Here is a 14,165-nt window from a genome sequence, read left to right as displayed (position 1 = left end):
AGACCTGTCCTAACCCTTCACAACCGGTCGAACAGTTTTGTCAGCCGTGCCGTTTCCGCTTCGATGCCAAACGGAGCATTGATCAGAAACATACCGGATCCGATCATGCCGTGCCCCTCACGCGCAGCCGGAAAGCGTACCTCGTGGCGCATGGCTTTTGGAAAGCTCTGATTTGTCAATGCCGAGAGCATGGGCGCGTGCCTCCCATCCGACAGGATTGGATACCACAGCGCTATCACACCAACATTCCACTTTTTGTGCAGCTTGGCGATAATGCCTGGTAGGCGGACATAGTCCGTTTTCACTTCGTAACTGGGATCAATCAGCATCACGCCGCGTCGCGGCATTGGTGGCAGCAAAGATTGTGCCAGTTCATACCCGTCCTGACGATACACACGGGTGTTCTGACCGGACAGACATTGGGACAAGGCTGCATGCTCTTGCGGATGCAGTTCGGTAAGATGAAGGCTGTCCTGCACCCGCAACAGGCTGGCAGCGATAATGGGCGAGCCAGGATAGCAGGATGAGCCATACCGGGTTTGGGTATCGGAAATGGCCTGCATCAACGGATGTGATGGGTCAAACCACGCCTCTCGCAGTGCCCGGTCGATGCCCGTTGCCGCCTCGCCCGTCTTTTGCGCCTCAACCGAATCCAGTTGGTACAGCCCCCGTCCGGCATGCGTCTCGACGTAGCTGATCGGTTTGTCTTTCTGCGTCAGATAGGACAGCGTCCACGCCAATAATGTGTGCTTTTGTACATCAGCCAAATTCCCCGCGTGGTAAATGTGTTGATAAGAGAGCATTTTGGCTTCTAAAGTCCTAATCAATGAGGCGAAAAGGGGTTGATTGTCATGGAATCAGCCCTTTTACCGGGCGTGTTGGCACCCTATAAGGCATCCGTCCCGGAACCGTCGAGTCGCGGGCAGTAGAAAAAACGACATACAGGATCAGGTAAAAAATGGGCATCTTTGGCAATCTGGGCGGCCTGTTCACAGCCGACATGGCAATCGACCTTGGGACGGCAAACACGCTGGTCTATGTCAAAGGGCGCGGTGTGATCCTGTCGGAGCCCTCCGTTGTGGCCTATCACGTGAAAGATGGTGTGAAAAAGGTCCTGGCCGTCGGCGAGGACGCCAAGCTGATGCTGGGGCGGACTCCTGGCTCGATCGAAGCGATCCGGCCAATGCGCGAAGGTGTAATTGCCGACTTCGACACGGCTGAAGAGATGATCAAGCACTTTATTCGCAAGGTGCACAAGCGCTCGACTTTTTCGAAGCCCAAAATCATTGTTTGCGTGCCTCATGGTGCGACCCCGGTCGAAAAACGCGCCATTCGCCAGTCCGTGCTGTCAGCCGGTGCGCGCCGCGCTGGCCTGATTGCCGAACCCATCGCTGCTGCCATCGGCGCAGGTATGCCGATCACTGACCCCACCGGCAACATGGTCGTCGACATTGGTGGCGGGACAACCGAGGTTGCTGTTCTGTCGCTGGGCGATATCGTCTACGCGCGCTCGGTTCGTGTTGGCGGTGACCGGATGGACGAGGCCATCATCTCGTATTTGCGCCGTCAGCAAAACCTGCTGGTGGGTGAATCTACCGCCGAACGGATCAAGACCACGATAGGCACCGCCCGTATGCCCGACGATGGGCGCGGTCAGTCGATGCACATTCGTGGTCGCGACCTGCTGAATGGCGTCCCGAAGGAGATCGAGATCAGCCAGGCACAGGTGGCCGAAGCGCTGTCCGAGCCTGTCCAGCAGATCTGCGAGGCGGTGATGACCGCGCTGGAAACTACGCCACCCGATCTGGCAGCGGATATCGTGGATCGCGGTGTTATGCTGACCGGCGGCGGCGCGTTGCTCGGTGATCTGGACCTTGCGCTGCGCGAACAGACAGGGCTGGCCGTATCGATTGCGGATGAAAGCCTGAATTGTGTGGCCCTGGGCACTGGCAAGGCTCTGGAATATGAAAAACAACTGCGCCACGCGATTGACTACGAAAGCTAAGGCGCGCACCCTCTGATCCGAGGGTAGTATATCGGGCGCGAGCAGCACGGGAAGGAGTCCTGTGGCAAAAGACCGATCACAGCGCGATGAATACACAACCCCCCTGCGCAGATTGCTCTTGGGGACTCTTGTATTGTGTCTGCTGGGTATCTTTCTGGTCTGGCGCATTGACAGCCCCCGCGTAGAACGGTTCCGCGCACAGGTTGTGGATGCAGTCGTGCCTTCGATGGAATGGGCGATGGTGCCAGGGACCGGAATGGTTAATCTGGTGCGTGACTTTCAGAGCTATCAAAGGTTGAGCGAGCAGAACCAGGAGTTGCGCAGTGAATTGCGCCTGATGCGAGCCTGGAAAGAAGCCGCACTGCAGCTGGAACAGGAAAACGCCCGGCTGTTGGATCTGAACAATGTGCGCCTTGATCCCCGCCTGACCTATATCACCGGCGTCGTCATGGCTGACAGTGGGTCACCGTTCCGACAATCGGTGCTTTTGAATGTGGGCGAGCGTGACGGGATCGTCGACGGATGGGCCACAATGGACGGCATTGGACTGGTTGGCCGTATCTCGGGTGTCGGGCCGGACACCGCGCGGGTCATTCTGATGACGGACGCGTCCAGCGCTATTCCAGCCACCATTCAGCCATCCGGTCAAACCGCGCTTATCACCGGGGATAACACCCCGGCCCCCGCAGTGGAGTTTCTGGAGAACCGCGAACTCGTCCGCCCCGGCGACCGCGTGATCACATCCGGCGATGGCGGTGTTTTCCCGGCTGGCCTTTTGATCGGCCAAATCTCGGTTGATCCCGGTGGCAGGCTGCGCGTGCGTCTGTCTGCGGATTTTGAGCGATTGGAATTCCTTCGTGTTCTACGGTTCAATTCCGCACCTCCCATACGCGATCCTGGCGGGATCGTTGGGCCGCCGCGCCCCGAGGCTGCCCTGTCACCAGAGGAAGCGAGCGATGGATAGACCCACCTCGCATAGATGGGCCATGTGCGGTCTGTATGTCTTACTGGCATTTCTGGTTTTGTTTCTTCATCTGTTGCCACTGGACACGCAGCCGGATCGATGGCCATTTCCCGATTTTCTCATCGCGCTGACTTTTGCTTGGGTCCTTCGTCGGCCTGAGTATGTTCCACCTCTGATCGTCGCAGCCGTCATGCTGATGGCTGACCTCCTGCTGCAAAGACCGCCGGGGTTGTTGGCGGCTCTGGTTTTGATGGGCTCGGTCTATCTGCGCTCATCCGTGCTGAGCATGCGGGACACCGGTTTTATCGGGGAATGGACCTCTGTTGCGGCGGTCATCACCGTGATCTTTTTGGCAAACAGGGTTATCCTGTCCGTCCTTTCGGTCGAGCAAACTGCACTGGCACCTGTGGTAATTCAGATGGTGCTGACAATTGTGGCCTACCCGGTCGTTGTCGTGCTGAGCCAGAGCGTATTTGGCGTCCGCCGCGCCTCCGTCGCAAATACCAGTGCAACCGGAGCACGGGCATGAAACAGCGCAAAACCAAATCGCAAGGATTGGCCTATAAACGTCTTCCGCGTCGGGCGCTGGTGCTGGGTGGACTGCAGGCGGCGTTCATCGGTGGCCTAGCCGCGCGAATGCGGTTCATGCAGGTCGAACAGGCGGATCAGTATCGCCTGCTGGCAGAGGAAAACCGCATCAACATCCGGCTTATCCCTCCGACACGGGGCCGGATCTATGATCGGAACGGACAGGTTATCGGTCAAAACTCGCCATCTTACCGCATCGTGATCGTGCGCGAGGATGCCGGCGACATCGACAAGGTCATTGCCAAGCTTTCCGACCTGATCCCGCTAAACGAAGATGAGATTGAACGCGCCCGCTCAGAAATGCGCCGTTCGGCCCCGTTTCTGCCTGTGACCCTCGCCGATCAGGTGACATGGGAAGATATCTCCAAAGTCGCAGTGAACGCGCCGGCCCTGCCCGGTGTTACACCCGAGGTTGGGCTGACGCGGCAATACCCGCGCTATGAGGATTTCGCCCATATTGTCGGTTATGTCGGACCGGTCAGCGACTACGATCTCAGCCAGATTCAGGACCCCGAGCCGGTTTTGCGCATCCCGCGGTTCCAGATCGGAAAGGTCGGGCTTGAGGCCAAGCAGGAAGCTGCCCTGCGCGGCAAGGCCGGAGCAAAACGGGTCGAGGTAAATGCCACGGGCCGTGTCATGCGCGAATTGGACCGGCAGGAAGGCGAGGCAGGGTCCGACCTGCAATTGTCCATCGATGCCGACCTGCAGCAATACGCGCAGGCCCGGCTGGCCGGAGAAAGTGCCGCCGCCGTTGTAATGGACTGCGAAACGGGCGATCTGCGCGCAATGGCATCGGCCCCAAGTTTCGACCCCAACCTGTTCGTTCGCGGCATCTCAGTCGCAGACTACCAGTTCCTGACGCAGGACAAATATCGGCCGCTGGCCAACAAAACCGTCCAGGGCACCTACCCGCCAGGTTCAACCTTTAAGATGGTCACTGCACTGGCGGCGCTTGAGGCCGGTGTGATAGGTCCCGGCAACACTGTCTATTGCCCCGGTCACCTGAAAGTCGGCAGCCGTCGCTTCCACTGCTGGAAGCGTGGCGGTCATGGTATGGTGGATCTCAACACGTCTCTGAAACGCAGCTGCGATGTGTACTACTATGACGTCGCGATTAAGGTCGGGATCGACAAAATATCCGAGATGTCCAACATCCTTGGTTTGGGGATCAAGCATGACATTCCGATGTCTGCCGTTCGCGCCGGGTTAGCCCCCAATCAGGAATGGAAACGGCGCGTGCATGGTGAGGAATGGCTAATTGGCGATACTGCCAACGCATCAATCGGTCAGGGCTTCATGCTCGCCTCGCCGATGCAGTTGGCGGTGATGACCGCACGGATCGCCACCGGCCGTACCGTCTCCCCCCGCTTGGTGCGATCCATCAACGGAGTAGAACAAGCCTCGGGCGCAGGCGACCCACTGGCGATCAGTCCCACCAACCTTCGCTACATTCGCGAGGCGATGTGGGCGGTGTCGAACGACAGGCGCGGCACAGCCTACCGCAGCCGGATTATCGCCGAAGACTTCCGAATGGCGGGCAAAACCGGCACCAGCCAGGTCCGCAACATCACCAAGGCCGAACGGGCCGCTGGGGTGATCCGGAACGAAGACCTGCCATGGGAAAGGCGCGATCACGCGCTGTTCGTCAGCTTTGCACCCTATGATAATCCGAAATACGCCATTGCCGTAGTGGTGGAACATGGCGGCGGCGGATCAAAAGCCGCGGCCCCGGTTGCGCGGGATATCATGTTGCAGGCGCTCTACAAAGGCACCCCGCCGCTTGAAGCGTATCCGGTCGCCGACCGCGACCGCATCAAGGAACAGCAAAAGAGGCTCGAGGGCGATCGACGCCCCAAAGCGCGCCCTGACGACAAGGATCGCGCATGAGCTATCTCGAATACGCCGTCAAATCTACGCCATCAGGAGTCCGCAAATTTCTGTACATGAACTGGCCCCTGACGCTGTTGCTGATCAGTACGGCCTGTGCCGGGTTCCTGATGCTGTATTCGGTGGCAGGCGGTTCTTGGTTTCCCTGGGCAGAACCACAGGCAGAGCGATTTGGTCTGGGCCTCATCGTGATGTTCATCGTGGCACTCGTGCCGATCTGGTTTTGGCGAAACATGTCGGTTGTGGCCTATCTGGGGTCGATTGGTTTGTTGGTGGTTGTCGAGTTGTTCGGAACCGTCGGCATGGGTGCGCAGCGCTGGATCGACCTGGGTTTCATGCGCCTGCAACCTTCAGAAGTGATGAAGGTGACGCTGGTGATGTTGCTGGCAGCTTATTACGACTGGCTGCCGTCACACAAAACCTCCCGGCCGCTATGGGTGATCCTTCCGGTCATCCTGATTCTGATCCCAACTTATATGGTTTTGCGCCAACCCGATCTTGGGACCTCGATCCTTTTGCTGGCGGCCGGTGGCGGGTTGATGTTTCTGGCGGGCGTTCACTGGGCGTATTTTGCCGCAGTCATTGCGGCGGGCGTTGGGCTGGTTGCAACGGTGTTCAACAGCCGCGGCACCGAATGGCAACTGCTCAAAGACTACCAGTTCAGGCGCATCGACACGTTCCTGGATCCATCAACCGATCCGTTGGGCGCGGGCTATCACATCACGCAGTCCAAGATCGCTCTGGGATCCGGCGGCTGGAACGGGCGCGGGTTCATGCAAGGCACACAGTCCCGGCTCAACTTCCTGCCCGAGAAACACACCGATTTCATTTTCACCACCCTGGCCGAAGAGTTCGGATTTGTTGGCGGCATCACCCTGCTGGTGCTGTACACGCTGATCCTGGTTTTCTGTCTGGTGACGGCGCTGGCCACTAAGGACAGGTTTTCCTCGTTGGTCACACTCGGCATCTCGCTGAACTTCTTTCTGTTCTTTGCGGTCAACATGTCGATGGTGATGGGGCTGGCCCCGGTCGTCGGCGTGCCGCTGCCGATGGTCAGCTATGGCGGGTCGGCCATGCTGGTCCTGATGGCCGCGTTCGGTATCGTTCAAAGCGCCCATATCCACCGCCCCCGTTGATAGGAAACCCACATGCCCGTGAATGTTCTGTTTTCCGCGCGCCCTGAGTTGTGGCCAGTGTATCAGCCGCTGTTGTCGCAGGGCTTAGGCGATGCCGGGCTGGATTATCGTCTTGGAACGGAGTTTGAACCGGGCCAAGTGGACTATGTTGTCTACGCCCCAAACGGGGGATTGCTGGATTTTACTCCGTATTCACGCCTCAAAGCTGTTTTGAGCCTGTGGGCCGGGGTGGAAAGCATCGCGGACAACGCCACCCTGACCGTCCCGCTGGCACGGATGGTGGATCATGGGCTGACGCAGGGCATGACGGAATGGGTGGTTGGACATGTGCTGCGGTACCACCTTGAGATGGACAGGCACATCAAGCATCAGAATGGCGTCTGGACACCCGATGCCCCGCCCCTTGCCACGCAGCGCCGAGTTTGCGTGCTGGGGTTGGGAGCATTGGGCCAAGCCGCTGCCAAAGCTTTGGCCACGTTGAATTTTCAGGTCACCGGGTGGAGCCGCACACCCAAGGAGGTGCCTGGCGTCACCTGTCTGCACGGCAGCGATGGCTTGCGCGAAGCCTTGTCCAAGGCGGACATCGTCGTCTTGCTTCTGCCCGATACACCCGCAACCGAAAACACGCTGAACGCCGAAACTTTGGCGTTGCTCCCGCGTGGCGCCCGGATCATCAATCCGGGCCGAGGCCCGTTGATTGACGACGATGCATTACTGGAGGCGCTGAATTCCGGTCAGGTCGGCCACGCCACACTGGATGTGTTTCGGACGGAACCCTTGCCCCCACAGCATCCCTATTGGGCGCATCCCAACGTGACGGTGACACCACATATCGCGTCGGAAACTCGTCCGGTCACAGCCGCGCAGGTCATCTGCGAAAACATCCGGCGCGGCGAAGCGGGCGAGCCATTCTTGCATCTGGTTGATCGTCAACTGGGCTATTGAGCTGTTCAACGTTCACGCAGCGATCAGGCCGCGTCCTTTGAGCAAAGCCTCAACGCCGGGCAAACGGCCCCTAAATGCAAGGTAAAGGTCTTCCGCCTCCCTTGATCCCCCGGTGGACAAGATATTGTCCTCTAATGCCTTGGCACGCTCGGGATCAAATGCGCCTCCGGCCTCTTCAAAGGCGGCAAAGGCATCAGCGTCCATGACCTCGGACCACATATAGCTGTAGTAACCCGCGCTGTAGCCATCGCCCGCAAACACATGCGCAAAATGCGGCGTCGCGTGGCGCATTCCAATGGCACGAGGCATTCCGATTTCGGACAGGATGCCGGCTTGCTTTTCCATCGGATCCGCAGGCGCGTTCCCGTCGTGAAACGCCAGATCGACCAATGCCGACGCCACATATTCGACCGTCTGAAAACCCTGATCGAAATTGGCTGCTTTGAGAACCTTGTCCAGCATGTCCTGTGGCATCGGTTCGCCGGTTTCAGCATGGGTTGCGAACTCGGCCAGAACCTCGGGTACTTCCAACCAGTGCTCATAAAGCTGGCTGGGCAGTTCGACGAAATCCCGCGCGACGCTGGTGCCGGATATGCTCTCATAGGTCACATTGGACAGCATCTGGTGCAACGCGTGACCAAATTCATGAAACAGGGTGCGCGCGTCGTCATATGACAGCAAGGCCGGATCGCCCTTGGCGAAATTACAGACATTGACAACGACCGGAGCCTGTTCCTGAGGGAACTTGGCCTGCGCGCGCATTGCACTGCACCACGCGCCCGAGCGTTTTGAACCGCGTGCAAAGTAATCTCCGATGAACACCGCCACATGCCGACCGTTCCGTGTCACTTCCCACGCGCGGCAATCGGGGTGGTAGAGAGGGATGTCAAGCGGAGCGAATTCCAACCCGAACAGGCGGTTCGCACAGGCAAAACTGGCCTCAATCATACGGTCCAGCTGCAGATACGGCTTCAACGCCGCTTCATCGAGATCATGCTCGGCCTTGCGCCGTTTCTCGGCGTAGTAGCGCCAATCCCAGGCCTCAAGTGGGCCGTTGATGCCATCCGCCTGCATCATCTGCGTCAGGATTTCAGCGTCGGCATCCGCACGTGTTCTGGCGGGGTCCCAGACCTGCATCAACAACTCGCGCACCCGATCGGGCGTCCGCGCCATTTCGGTTTCGAGTTTGAAGTCGGCAAAGCTGTCATATCCCAACAGTTTGGCCCGTTCCTCGCGCAAAGTCAGGATTTCGGCCGCGATATCCCGATTGTCCGTCGCGCCCCCGTTCGCCCCGCGCGCCGCCCAGGCCCGATAGGCCTTTTCCCGCAAATCGCGCCTGGGCGAAAACTGAAGGAAAGGCACGATCAGGGATCGGGAAAGGGTAACAACCGGTCCCTCTGTGCCCTTTTCCTGCCCCGCTGCGCGTGCGGCATCCGTGACAAAGTCCGGCAGGCCCTGCAGATCCTCATCTGTCAGGTCCATGAACCAGTCGCGTTCATCGGCTAACAGGTTCTGGGTGAAGGCCGTTCCCAGCGACGCAAGCCGGGATTTGATGGCTTGCATCCTGTCATCGGCATCACCCTGCAAGGCCGCGCCCGCGCGCACGAACCCTCGATGTGTCAACATCAGAACGCGGGCCTGCTCCTCGTTTAGGTTCAGACTGTCCCGCCGATCCCACAGATCGGCCACCCGCCGGAACAGCGTCTTGTTCGAGGATATGCCTGAATAATGCGCCGACAGTTTGGGTGAGAACGCGCGCTGAAGCTCTTCCCGTTTCGGGTTGCTGTCCGCCCCGGCGACAGTGAAAAAGACCGACAGAACCTTGTCCATCTGCTCCCCTGCAGCTTCCAAAGCTTCAATCGTGTTGGCGAAACTGGCGGGCTCGGTGTTCACGGCAATCGCATCGATCTGCGCGTTATGGGCCTGCATCGCCTGATCCAGAGCAGGCGCGAAATCATCGTCCGATATCTCGCCAAAAGGTGCGATTTCAAATGGGGTGTTCCAGTCGGACAGGATCGGGTTGGTCATACAGGTCTCCTTTGACCCTATAGCTAGGCAAGCTTGCTCGGACGATCCAGAGCGATCCGCCGATTTGTCGAAAGGTTAGCCTGCGACGCCGCCGCAGACCGGACAGTCAGCGCGGCGGGACAGGGTGATCTTGCGGCTTTCGCCGTAGAGCGCGTCATAAATCAACATCTCGCCGCGCAAAGTTTCCCCGGCGCCCGAAATCACCTTGATCGCCTCAACGGCCATCATCGAGCCGACCACCCCCGGCAAAGGCCCGATCACCCCGGCCTCGGCACAGGACGGGGCCAGTCCGGCGGCGGGTGCATCGGGAAAGATGCATTGATAGCACGGGGCACCGTTGGCGGGGTCGAAGACGCTCAATTGTCCTTCCCATTGAGACAGGGCGCCAGAAATCAGCGGCTTCCCGAGGGCGACAGCGGTTCGATTGGCCAGATAGCGGGTGTCGAAATTGTCGGTTCCATCCAGGATCAGGTCAAAATCCCCGATCAGATCAGCCGCAATGTCCTCGTTGAGGCGGCGATGATACGGCAAGACGACGATACTGGGGTTCTGCGCCTCCATTGCCTGTTGAGCTGAAAAGACCTTTGGCATGCCGATATCCGCATCGCGGTGGATCACCTGCCGTTGCAGATTGGCGTTTTCAACCACATCGTCATCTATGACACCAATTGTTCCAACGCCGGCGGCGGCCAGGTACTGCAGAGCCGGCGCACCGAGCCCGCCGGCACCAATGACGAGCACGCGCGCCTGCTTGAGCCTTTTTTGTCCCGGACCGCCCAGTTCGCGCAGGACGATGTGACGGGCGTATCGTTCCAGTTCGGTTTCGCTGAAGCGGTCAGATGGCATCGGGCGTTCCTTGTCTGCAGCAGGTTCTGCACGGTTGCGCAGTGCTTTCAGCACCCTGCCATACACCAAAACCAGCGCCGCGAAACCGGCCAGGATCAGCCACATCGCCGCAGACCCACCCGTCGCCTCGCGCAGCGGATGTCCTGCGGGCAGGATCAGCTGTGCCGTGAGGACCCCCATTAGCAGAACTCCGACCGAAACCATGCGGGCCGAGCGTGTCACGCCCGCCAGATACCCGATCCCCCACAGGCCTGCGGCAAGGATCAGAACCAGCAGCATCAGCCCTGCCCGGTGGAGCCAAATCCACCTTCGCCACGGTCCGTTGCGCCCAGCGCCTCGACCGGTTGGAACACCGCCTGCACAACCGGTGCGACGACAAGCTGTGCGATGCGGTCCCCGTGGGCAATCTCGAACCGTTCCTGGCCCGCGTTCATCAGGATCACGCCCAGAGGCCCGCGATAGTCGCTGTCGATGGTACCCGGCGTATTCGGCAACGTAATCCCGTGTTTCAATGCCAAACCTGAACGGGGCCGAACCTGTACCTCGTACCCCGGCGGGATTTCGATCCGTAACCCCGTTGGCACCAACACCCGCTGACCCGGTTCAAGAGAAATCGGCTTTCCACCGGGCAAGTTGGCGCGCACATCCGCACCCGCCGCTTCGGCGGTTTCGTAGCTTGGCAAGGCCACCGAGTCGTCAGCCCCCGCTTCGCGGATCACACGGATTGCAACCATCGCAACATCCTTCGTCTCGTAGACCGCTGGTTCAACCGGCCAACGCCGCAGCAATCTTCTGCGCCAGCCGGTCCGCGACCATGTCCTTGGTCATGCGCGGCCATTCCTCGGCACCGTCATCCGAGATCAGAATGACCGCGTTTTCCGAGCCACCCATGATGCCTGTCGACGGGCTGACATCGTTGGCCACAATCCAGTCGCATCCCTTACGCTTTCGTTTGGCGGTTGCGTTTGCAACGACGTCATGCGTTTCCGCTGCAAATCCCACCACGAGTTCTGGCCGCCCCGATCCGAAGTTTGACACGTGTCTAAGGATGTCCGGGTTCTCGGCGAATTCCAGCACAGGCAAACCGTCCTGGCTTTTCTTCAGCTTGCGGTCCGAGGCTGACGCCACGCGCCAATCCGCCACAGCGGCGGCAAACACAGCAGCGTCAACTGGCAATGCAACCTGCACCGCGTCCGACATTTGCTGCGCCGTTTCAACATGAACGACCTGAACGCCATCCGGCGCGGGCACGTCCGCCGGGCCGGTGACAAAGACCACATCGGCGCCCAGCGCGGACAAGGCACGGGCCACCGCCGTACCCTGCGCACCGGACGAACGGTTCGCAATGTAGCGCACGGGATCGATCGGTTCATGCGTCGGGCCCGACGTAACCAGAATGCGTTTTCCGCTCAGCGGGCCATCCGCCAGATGGGCTTCGATGGCCGCAACAATTTCCAGGGGTTCCGACATCCGGCCCGGGCCATATTCTCCGCAGGCCATATCCCCTTCGTTAGGGCCCACGAACCGCACCCCGTCTGCCTGCAACTGGGCCAGATTGCGCTGGGTGGCAGGATGGTCCCACATGCGTACATTCATGGCAGGTGCGCACAAAACCGGCGTATCCGTTGCCATTAGAAGGGTCGAGGCAAGATCATTTGCCAGCCCGCCGGCCATCTTGCCCATCATGTCGGCCGTTGCCGGGGCCACGACGATCAGATCGGCGGATCGGGACAGTTGAATATGCCCCATCTCGGCCTCGTCCGTCAGATCGAACAGGTCCCGGTATACCTTGTCTCCGGCCAGAGCAGACACCGACAGGGGCGTCACAAACTCTTCGGCGGCGCGGGTCAGAACGGGTGTCACCGAGGCCCCGCGTTCCTTGAGCCGCCGGATCAAATCCAGCGACTTATAGGCCGCAATCCCTCCGCCAATGATCAGCAGAATGCGTTTGGATGCCAGCATGCTCACCCTTTCCGGTCCCGGTCGGTCCTGACATTAGGCAACGCCACCCGGTTGTTCCAGCGATTAATTCTGTGTCTCAAAAGCCTTGCAGGGGTCTTCGCGCTCAACAGTCGGGCTATCAATCACCGCGTCAAACTCTCCGTTCACGATACCGTCCTCGGATTGGCCAAGTACGAACACTTTCAATCCCGGACGCAGGCGCGACAGGAATGTCGGAACACCGCGGTCCTTGCGCGCATGACCATTGCCGGTGATGACAGCGACCGGCCCACCGGTTTCATCGATGGCCCGCAATATCGACCGGGCCAGAACTGCGTCCCGCAGGCGTTGAATCGCAACCAGCTGCGGCAGCGCCTCGGCGGGGATTGCATTGCAGTGAGCCGCCAGTTGATCCGCCTCGCGCGCAGCCTGTTCTGCCGACGGTAGAGGCACCGTCAACCCGAACCGGGCCGCATCCGCACCCAGAGCCGTGGCGGCGCCTCGTTCCATTGCGGCGCGCGCCGCTGTGCGCGGCACCATGGCGCCATAGACCGGCGCATCGGATGCCTGAAACACGGGGTAATACATGCTGAGCGGCGGCCAGCCGGATTCGGCCCAACGCAAGATGGCAGCCAGTTCTTCAGGGTTGGACACGGCCTTTTGCGCAAGACGTTGCGCGCCCTCCTCGGTGACCATTTCCCAGACCATTGCTGATGGATCTATGGCTGATACGGCATCCGTCTGGACCAGATGGTGACGCGGGTTGTCGTGAACTTCACCCAGGATCACCACGTCGGCGGATTGCATCGACGCAATCACATCTTCCGGGATCATATCTTCGCTCAGTCCGGGTCTGGCCAGACCGAGCGTAACCGTAAGTGCGCACAGCAGAATCGCAAGTTTTTTCATGCGATGAAGTGTTGCACCTCGCGCGATTGACCTTCAAGGTTCTTGCGCATTTTTACAAAGGCCGCAGCCTCAAGCTGACGCACACGTTCCTTGGACAATCCCAGCTCGTCCCCCAGGCTTTCCAGGGTCCGCGCCGGCTCTCGCAGCTTGCGTTCCCGCACGATAAATCTTTCGCGATCATTCAGCGCGCGCATCGCGGTCAGCAACCATTCGCGCAACTGCTCTGTGTCGTGGGTATGTTCCACGGTTTCGGCGGCCTGTTCTCGATCATCTTCCAGCGCATCAATCCACTCGCGGCCATCCTCGTCCGCAGACTGAACCGCATTGAGGGAAAAGTCAGATCCCGAAAGCCGACCCTCCATCATTTCGACGTCGCGCAGCGGTACGCCGATTTCCGTGGCAATCATCTGATGCAACTGATGGCGATCCAGTTCCAGACCTTCGGTTGCGGCTTCGCGCTCCAGTCGAGCCTGCACGCGGCGCATGTTAAAAAAGAGCGATTTCTGCGACGATGTGGACCCGGTGCGAACCATCGACCAATTGCGCATCACGTAGTCCTGAATGCTCGCCTTGATCCACCAGACTGCGTAGGTCGAAAACCGCACGCCGCGATCCGGGTCGAACTTGTCCGCGGCCTTCATCAGACCCAACCCAGCCTCCTGAATCAAATCATTCATCGGCGCGCCGTAACGTTTGAATTTCGCGGCCATGGAAATCGCCAGACGCATATACGCCGTTATTAGACGGTGAAGCGCCTTCTCATCCCGGTCATCGCGCCAGGCGTAGGCCAGCTTCAATTCGGTCTCCGCGTCCAGAAGCTCGGCTTTCATCGCTTGCCGGGACATCGAAAAGTCGGACGCGTTGTCAAGTGCCATGAAACTCTCCCCTTTTTCGCAGGCGCGGGCCGGGCTTGCCT

The 14,165-nt window shown here is 59.7% G+C and carries 13 protein-coding genes; 6 read left to right on the top strand and 7 right to left on the bottom strand.

Going from position 1 to position 14,165, the window contains the following annotated elements; all coding sequences use genetic code 11:
• Positions 1 to 17: 17 nt before the first annotated feature.
• Positions 18 to 803: a 23S rRNA (adenine(2030)-N(6))-methyltransferase RlmJ gene (locus ACR3E0_RS04445; protein ID WP_480476565.1), complete on the bottom strand. Its 786-nt coding sequence runs from the start codon at positions 801 to 803 to the stop codon at positions 18 to 20.
• Between the two features lie 155 nt (positions 804 to 958).
• Between ACR3E0_RS04445 and ACR3E0_RS04440 the strand changes: the two genes are divergently transcribed.
• The 6 genes from ACR3E0_RS04440 (at position 959) to ACR3E0_RS04415 (ending at position 7,525) form a co-directional block, all read left to right on the top strand.
• On the top strand, positions 959 to 2,005 hold the full coding sequence (locus ACR3E0_RS04440) for a rod shape-determining protein (protein WP_039523195.1): 1,047 nt from the start codon (positions 959 to 961) through the stop codon (positions 2,003 to 2,005).
• Positions 2,006 to 2,066: 61 nt separating this feature from the next.
• Positions 2,067 to 2,969 (top strand): rod shape-determining protein MreC, encoded by a 903-nt coding sequence (gene mreC / locus ACR3E0_RS04435; protein ID WP_480476563.1) that lies wholly within the window; start codon positions 2,067 to 2,069, stop codon positions 2,967 to 2,969.
• Complete coding sequence (locus ACR3E0_RS04430) at positions 2,962 to 3,498, top strand: rod shape-determining protein MreD (protein WP_480476561.1); 537 nt, start codon at positions 2,962 to 2,964, stop codon at positions 3,496 to 3,498. Before mreC ends, ACR3E0_RS04430 begins: the two co-directional genes overlap by 8 nt.
• Positions 3,495 to 5,444: a penicillin-binding protein 2 gene (gene mrdA, locus ACR3E0_RS04425; protein ID WP_480476559.1), complete on the top strand. Its 1,950-nt coding sequence runs from the start codon at positions 3,495 to 3,497 to the stop codon at positions 5,442 to 5,444. The genes ACR3E0_RS04430 and mrdA overlap by 4 nt, the downstream gene beginning before the upstream one ends.
• Complete coding sequence (rodA, locus tag ACR3E0_RS04420; RefSeq protein ID WP_480476557.1) at positions 5,441 to 6,580, top strand: rod shape-determining protein RodA; 1,140 nt, start codon at positions 5,441 to 5,443, stop codon at positions 6,578 to 6,580. Before mrdA ends, rodA begins: the two co-directional genes overlap by 4 nt.
• A gap of 12 nt (positions 6,581 to 6,592) precedes the next feature.
• Positions 6,593 to 7,525, top strand: a complete 933-nt coding sequence (locus tag ACR3E0_RS04415) for a 2-hydroxyacid dehydrogenase (RefSeq protein WP_480476555.1) — start codon at positions 6,593 to 6,595, stop codon at positions 7,523 to 7,525.
• Positions 7,526 to 7,537: 12 nt separating this feature from the next.
• On the opposite strand, the gene ACR3E0_RS04410 is transcribed toward ACR3E0_RS04415, so the two are convergent.
• The 6 genes from ACR3E0_RS04410 to ACR3E0_RS04385 all read right to left on the bottom strand — a co-directional run bounded on the left by ACR3E0_RS04410 (position 7,538) and on the right by ACR3E0_RS04385 (position 14,124).
• Positions 7,538 to 9,553: a M3 family metallopeptidase gene (locus tag ACR3E0_RS04410; RefSeq protein ID WP_480476553.1), complete on the bottom strand. Its 2,016-nt coding sequence runs from the start codon at positions 9,551 to 9,553 to the stop codon at positions 7,538 to 7,540.
• Between the two features lie 75 nt (positions 9,554 to 9,628).
• Positions 9,629 to 10,678, bottom strand: a complete 1,050-nt coding sequence (locus ACR3E0_RS04405) for a HesA/MoeB/ThiF family protein (protein WP_480476551.1) — start codon at positions 10,676 to 10,678, stop codon at positions 9,629 to 9,631.
• Complete coding sequence (gene dut / locus ACR3E0_RS04400; protein ID WP_480476549.1) at positions 10,678 to 11,133, bottom strand: dUTP diphosphatase; 456 nt, start codon at positions 11,131 to 11,133, stop codon at positions 10,678 to 10,680. The genes ACR3E0_RS04405 and dut overlap by 1 nt, the downstream gene beginning before the upstream one ends.
• Positions 11,134 to 11,164: 31 nt before the next feature.
• Positions 11,165 to 12,361: a bifunctional phosphopantothenoylcysteine decarboxylase/phosphopantothenate--cysteine ligase CoaBC gene (gene coaBC, locus ACR3E0_RS04395; protein WP_480476547.1), complete on the bottom strand. Its 1,197-nt coding sequence runs from the start codon at positions 12,359 to 12,361 to the stop codon at positions 11,165 to 11,167.
• A gap of 63 nt (positions 12,362 to 12,424) precedes the next feature.
• Complete coding sequence (locus ACR3E0_RS04390) at positions 12,425 to 13,249, bottom strand: ChaN family lipoprotein (protein WP_480476545.1); 825 nt, start codon at positions 13,247 to 13,249, stop codon at positions 12,425 to 12,427.
• The gene (locus ACR3E0_RS04385) at positions 13,246 to 14,124 is read right to left on the bottom strand and encodes an RNA polymerase factor sigma-32 (protein ID WP_480476543.1); all 879 of its coding nucleotides are present in this window, start codon (positions 14,122 to 14,124) and stop codon (positions 13,246 to 13,248) included. The genes ACR3E0_RS04390 and ACR3E0_RS04385 overlap by 4 nt, the downstream gene beginning before the upstream one ends.
• Positions 14,125 to 14,165: the final 41 nt, after the last annotated feature.

The organism is Ruegeria sp. AJ12 (genome assembly GCF_056536245.1).
The sequence above is the reverse complement of the archived record's forward strand: the minus strand, read 5'-3'. Positions and strand labels throughout refer to the sequence as shown.

Bases quoted from the DNA above. Each gene is read 5' to 3' on its own strand.
- ACR3E0_RS04445 (WP_480476565.1), bottom strand. From the start codon at position 803: ATGCTCTCTTATCAACACATTTACCACGCGGGGAATTTGGCTGATGTA.
- ACR3E0_RS04440 (WP_039523195.1), top strand. From the start codon at position 959: ATGGGCATCTTTGGCAATCTGGGCGGCCTGTTCACAGCCGACATGGCA.
- ACR3E0_RS04430 (WP_480476561.1), top strand. From the start codon at position 2,962: ATGGATAGACCCACCTCGCATAGATGGGCCATGTGCGGTCTGTATGTC.
- mrdA (WP_480476559.1), top strand. From the start codon at position 3,495: ATGAAACAGCGCAAAACCAAATCGCAAGGATTGGCCTATAAACGTCTT.
- rodA (WP_480476557.1), top strand. From the start codon at position 5,441: ATGAGCTATCTCGAATACGCCGTCAAATCTACGCCATCAGGAGTCCGC.
- ACR3E0_RS04415 (WP_480476555.1), top strand. From the start codon at position 6,593: ATGCCCGTGAATGTTCTGTTTTCCGCGCGCCCTGAGTTGTGGCCAGTG.
- ACR3E0_RS04410 (WP_480476553.1), bottom strand. From the start codon at position 9,553: ATGACCAACCCGATCCTGTCCGACTGGAACACCCCATTTGAAATCGCA.
- ACR3E0_RS04405 (WP_480476551.1), bottom strand. From the start codon at position 10,678: ATGCTGCTGGTTCTGATCCTTGCCGCAGGCCTGTGGGGGATCGGGTAT.
- dut (WP_480476549.1), bottom strand. From the start codon at position 11,133: ATGGTTGCAATCCGTGTGATCCGCGAAGCGGGGGCTGACGACTCGGTG.
- coaBC (WP_480476547.1), bottom strand. From the start codon at position 12,361: ATGCTGGCATCCAAACGCATTCTGCTGATCATTGGCGGAGGGATTGCG.
- ACR3E0_RS04390 (WP_480476545.1), bottom strand. From the start codon at position 13,249: ATGAAAAAACTTGCGATTCTGCTGTGCGCACTTACGGTTACGCTCGGT.
- ACR3E0_RS04385 (WP_480476543.1), bottom strand. From the start codon at position 14,124: ATGGCACTTGACAACGCGTCCGACTTTTCGATGTCCCGGCAAGCGATG.